General features: G+C 53.7%; 2 tRNA genes, 2 rRNA genes and 1 other annotated feature. All 4 genes read right to left on the reverse strand.

Annotated features, from left to right (window positions below):
- Positions 1-26: 26 nt before the first annotated feature.
- Positions 27-2,998: ribosomal RNA gene (locus tag CBM2588_RS31675) — 23S ribosomal RNA — on the reverse strand.
- 300 nt (positions 2,999-3,298) lie between these two features.
- Positions 3,299-3,374: transfer RNA gene (locus CBM2588_RS31680), tRNA-Ala, on the reverse strand.
- Between the two features lie 11 nt (positions 3,375-3,385).
- Positions 3,386-3,462: transfer RNA gene (locus tag CBM2588_RS31685), tRNA-Ile, on the reverse strand.
- 75 nt (positions 3,463-3,537) lie between these two features.
- Positions 3,538-4,180, reverse strand: a sequence feature (16S ribosomal RNA rRNA prediction is too short).
- Between the two features lie 10 nt (positions 4,181-4,190).
- Positions 4,191-5,722, reverse strand: a 16S ribosomal RNA gene (locus CBM2588_RS31690).
- Together the 16S and 23S rRNA genes with 2 tRNA genes alongside form the textbook arrangement of a ribosomal RNA operon.
- Positions 5,723-5,837: the final 115 nt, after the last annotated feature.

Here is a 5,837-nt window from a genome sequence, read left to right on the forward strand (position 1 = left end):
CTCACCAGGTGAAACACACTGGTTATAGGATCAAGCCTTACGGGCAATTAGTACTGGTTAGCTTAACGCATTACTGCGCTTCCACACCCAGCCTATCAACGTCCTGGTCTCGAACGACCCTTCAAGGAGGTCAAGCCTCCAGGGAATCCTCATCTTCAGGCGAGTTTCCCGCTTAGATGCTTTCAGCGGTTATCTCTTCCGTACATAGCTACCCTGCGATGCCTCTGGCGAGACAACAGGTACACCAGCGGTACGTCCACTCCGGTCCTCTCGTACTAGGAGCAGCCCCCGTCAAGATTCCAACGCCCACGGCAGATAGGGACCAAACTGTCTCACGACGTTTTAAACCCAGCTCACGTACCTCTTTAAATGGCGAACAGCCATACCCTTGGGACCGGCTACAGCCCCAGGATGAGATGAGCCGACATCGAGGTGCCAAACACCGCCGTCGATATGAACTCTTGGGCGGTATCAGCCTGTTATCCCCAGAGTACCTTTTATCCGTTGAGCGATGGCCCTTCCATTCAGAACCACCGGATCACTATGTCCTGCTTTCGCACCTGCTCGACTTGTCGGTCTCGCAGTTAAGCACGCTTTTGCCATTGCACTTTAGGTACGATGTCCGACCGTACCAAGCGTACCTTCGAACTCCTCCGTTACACTTTGGGAGGAGACCGCCCCAGTCAAACTGCCTACCATGCACTGTCCCCGACCCGGATTCACGGGCCAAGGTTAGAACCTCAAACAAACCAGGGTGGTATTTCAAGGACGGCTCCACGTGAACTGGCGTCCACGCTTCAAAGCCTCCCACCTATCCTACACAGATCGGTTCAAAGTCCAATGCAAAGCTACAGTAAAGGTTCATGGGGTCTTTCCGTCTAGCCGCGGGGAGATTGCATCATCACAAACACTTCAACTTCGCTGAGTCTCGGGAGGAGACAGTGTGGCCATCGTTACGCCATTCGTGCAGGTCGGAACTTACCCGACAAGGAATTTCGCTACCTTAGGACCGTTATAGTTACGGCCGCCGTTTACCGGGACTTCAATCAAGAGCTTGCACCCCATCATTTAATCTTCCGGCACCGGGCAGGCGTCACACCCTATACGTCCACTTTCGTGTTTGCAGAGTGCTGTGTTTTTATTAAACAGTCGCAGCCACCATTTTATTGCAACCCCTTCACCCTTCTGGCGCAGGCCAGTCAAGCTACCAGGGCGTACCTTATCCCGAAGTTACGGTACCAATTTGCCGAGTTCCTTCTCCCGAGTTCTCTCAAGCGCCTTAGAATACTCATCTCGCCCACCTGTGTCGGTTTGCGGTACGGTCTCGTATGACTGAAGCTTAGAGGCTTTTCTTGGAACCACTTCCAATTGCTTCGCAGCACTAGGCCGCTCGCCCCACATCCTTGAATCCCGCGCCCGGATTTGCCTGAGCGCCTTCTCCAATGCAGGGACCGGGACTTCCAACACCCGGACAACCTTCCGCGATCCGTCCCCCCATCGCATCATACGACGGTGCAGGAATATTAACCTGCTTCCCATCAGCTACGCATCTCTGCCTCGCCTTAGGGGCCGACTCACCCTACGCCGATGAACGTTGCGTAGGAAACCTTGGGCTTACGGCGAGGGGGCCTTTCACCCCCTTTATCGCTACTCATGTCAGCATTCGCACTTCTGATACCTCCAGCATCCTTTACAAGACACCTTCACAGGCTTACAGAACGCTCTCCTACCACGCGTACGCTCCTTTAAATCCACTAGCACAACCACCATCGATCATTGTTGGTGGCTTTGTCGATGCTGCGCATCGACAAGCTTGGTGCACTTAAAGGAGCGCACGCGTCCGCAGCTTCGGTATATAGCTTAGCCCCGTTACATCTTCCGCGCAGGACGACTCGATCAGTGAGCTATTACGCTTTCTTTAAAGGGTGGCTGCTTCTAAGCCAACCTCCTGACTGTTTTAGCCTTCCCACTTCGTTTCCCACTTAGCTATATTTGGGGACCTTAGCTGGCGGTCTGGGTTGTTTCCCTCTTGACACCGGACGTTAGCACCCGATGTCTGTCTCCCGTGATTGCACTCTTCGGTATTCGGAGTTTGCTATGGCGGGGTAATCAGCAATAGACCCCCCAACCATGACAGTGCTCTACCCCCGAAGGTGAGACACGAGGCACTACCTAAATAGTTTTCGGAGAGAACCAGCTATTTCCAGATTTGTTTAGCCTTTCACCCCTATCCACAGCTCATCCCCTAACTTTTCAACGTTAGTGGGTTCGGTCCTCCAGTACGTGTTACCGCACCTTCAACCTGGCCATGGATAGATCATCTGGTTTCGGGTCTACACCCAGCGACTCAACGCCCTGTTCGGACTCGCTTTCGCTACGCCTGCCCTAATCGGTTAAGCTTGCCACTGAATGTAAGTCGCTGACCCATTATACAAAAGGTACGCCGTCACCCCCGAAAGGGCTCCGACTGTTTGTATGCATGCGGTTTCAGGATCTATTTCACTCCCCTCCCGGGGTTCTTTTCGCCTTTCCCTCACGGTACTGGTTCACTATCGGTCGATCACGAGTATTTAGCCTTGGAGGATGGTCCCCCCATCTTCAGACAGGATTTCACGTGTCCCGCCCTACTTGTCGTACACCTAGTTCCACAATCGTGTTTTCGCATACAGGGCTATCACCTGCTATGGCCGGGCTTTCCATCCCGTTCTGCTAACACCACTGCTAAAGAGTACAAGGCTCTTCCCATTTCGTTCGCCACTACTTTGGGAATCTCGGTTGATTTCTGTTCCTGCAGCTACTTAGATGTTTCAGTTCGCCGCGTTCGCTTCCCACACCTATGAATTCAGTGTGGGATGACCCATACGGGCCGGGTTTCCCCATTCGGACATCTCCGGATCAAAGCTTGTTTGCCAGCTCCCCGAAGCTTTTCGCAGGCTACCGCGTCCTTCATCGCCTGTGATCGCCAAGGCATCCACCACATGCACTTGTTCGCTTGACCCTATAACAAGTGTGTCTCGAGGACACGCTCACTACAGGTTGAGTTCTCGCATTTGTGCCGTATTCCAAGTCATCTTTCGATCACTTTAAATACATTTTGGTTGATACAATCACAACCCGGTATCGCGTTTAACTACTGTGCTTCTCATCAAAGCACCGCGACACCTTTACTACATCCCATATTGTTAAAGAACAGCCGATCTTGCGATCGCTTGGCAATGCCAAAGGGAAGCATTCGCTCGAACGCTTTCCTTTGACAACCAAACCAAGGTACCAGGCGTTTCGCACCGCTCGTAAGCGGTGGTGGAGGATGACGGGATCGAACCGACGACCCCCTGCTTGCAAAGCAGGTGCTCTCCCAGCTGAGCTAATCCCCCCTCGGATAACTTGGTGGGTCTGGTAGGACTTGAACCTACGACCCCCGCCTTATCAAGACGGTGCTCTAACCACCTGAGCTACAGACCCTTGGCTGTAACAGCAAACAAACCGATAAGTGTGAACGCTAGGCTTGAGACACAAGCCTCTGGAAAGGAGGTGATCCAGCCGCACCTTCCGATACGGCTACCTTGTTACGACTTCACCCCAGTCATGAACCCTGCCGTGGTAATCGCCCTCCTTGCGGTTAGGCTAACTACTTCTGGCAAAACCCACTCCCATGGTGTGACGGGCGGTGTGTACAAGACCCGGGAACGTATTCACCGCGGCATGCTGATCCGCGATTACTAGCGATTCCAGCTTCACGTAGTCGAGTTGCAGACTACGATCCGGACTACGATGCGTTTTCTGGGATTAGCTCCCCCTCGCGGGTTGGCAACCCTCTGTACGCACCATTGTATGACGTGTGAAGCCCTACCCATAAGGGCCATGAGGACTTGACGTCATCCCCACCTTCCTCCGGTTTGTCACCGGCAGTCTCTCTAGAGTGCCCTTTCGTAGCAACTAGAGACAAGGGTTGCGCTCGTTGCGGGACTTAACCCAACATCTCACGACACGAGCTGACGACAGCCATGCAGCACCTGTGTCCACTTTCCCTTTCGGGCACCTGATGCATCTCTGCTTCGTTAGTGGCATGTCAAGGGTAGGTAAGGTTTTTCGCGTTGCATCGAATTAATCCACATCATCCACCGCTTGTGCGGGTCCCCGTCAATTCCTTTGAGTTTTAATCTTGCGACCGTACTCCCCAGGCGGTCAANAAAGGAGGTGATCCAGCCGCACCTTCCGATACGGCTACCTTGTTACGACTTCACCCCAGTCATGAACCCTGCCGTGGTAATCGCCCTCCTTGCGGTTAGGCTAACTACTTCTGGCAAAACCCACTCCCATGGTGTGACGGGCGGTGTGTACAAGACCCGGGAACGTATTCACCGCGGCATGCTGATCCGCGATTACTAGCGATTCCAGCTTCACGTAGTCGAGTTGCAGACTACGATCCGGACTACGATGCGTTTTCTGGGATTAGCTCCCCCTCGCGGGTTGGCAACCCTCTGTACGCACCATTGTATGACGTGTGAAGCCCTACCCATAAGGGCCATGAGGACTTGACGTCATCCCCACCTTCCTCCGGTTTGTCACCGGCAGTCTCTCTAGAGTGCCCTTTCGTAGCAACTAGAGACAAGGGTTGCGCTCGTTGCGGGACTTAACCCAACATCTCACGACACGAGCTGACGACAGCCATGCAGCACCTGTGTCCACTTTCCCTTTCGGGCACCTAATGCATCTCTGCTTCGTTAGTGGCATGTCAAGGGTAGGTAAGGTTTTTCGCGTTGCATCGAATTAATCCACATCATCCACCGCTTGTGCGGGTCCCCGTCAATTCCTTTGAGTTTTAATCTTGCGACCGTACTCCCCAGGCGGTCAACTTCACGCGTTAGCTACGTTACTGAAGAAATGAATCCCCAACAACTAGTTGACATCGTTTAGGGCGTGGACTACCAGGGTATCTAATCCTGTTTGCTCCCCACGCTTTCGTGCATGAGCGTCAGTGACGTCCCAGGGGGCTGCCTTCGCCATCGGTATTCCTCCACATCTCTACGCATTTCACTGCTACACGTGGAATTCTACCCCCCTCTGACATACTCTAGCCTGACAGTCACAAGCGCCATTCCCAAGTTGAGCTCGGGGATTTCACGCCTGTCTTATCAAACCGCCTGCGCACGCTTTACGCCCAGTAATTCCGATTAACGCTCGCACCCTACGTATTACCGCGGCTGCTGGCACGTAGTTAGCCGGTGCTTATTCTTCCGGTACCGTCATCGACGCCGGGTATTAACCAGCGCCATTTCTTTCCGGACAAAAGTGCTTTACAACCCGAAGGCCTTCTTCACACACGCGGCATTGCTGGATCAGGGTTGCCCCCATTGTCCAAAATTCCCCACTGCTGCCTCCCGTAGGAGTCTGGGCCGTGTCTCAGTCCCAGTGTGGCTGATCGTCCTCTCAGACCAGCTACTGATCGTCGCCTTGGTAGGCTCTTACCCCACCAACTAGCTAATCAGACATCGGCCGCTCCTATCGCGCGAGGCCTTACGGTCCCCCGCTTTCACCCTCAGGTCGTATGCGGTATTAGCTAATCTTTCGACTAGTTATCCCCCACGACAGGGCACGTTCCGATGTATTACTCACCCGTTCGCCACTCGCCGCCAGGCCGAAGCCCGCGCTGCCGTTCGACTTGCATGTGTAAGGCATGCCGCCAGCGTTCAATCTGAGCCAGGATCAAACTCTTCAGTTCAATCTCTGTGTGCCCCGAAGGGCTCGCTCTTTCGAGCGGTCGCTCACTCTCAGAAAACTGACTGACCAGATCCGAAGATCCAGTCACGTTTTGCTGTGCGAGCACTGTATAACTT

The organism is Cupriavidus taiwanensis, from assembly GCF_900250075.1.
GTDB lineage: Bacteria > Pseudomonadota > Gammaproteobacteria > Burkholderiales > Burkholderiaceae > Cupriavidus > Cupriavidus taiwanensis_C.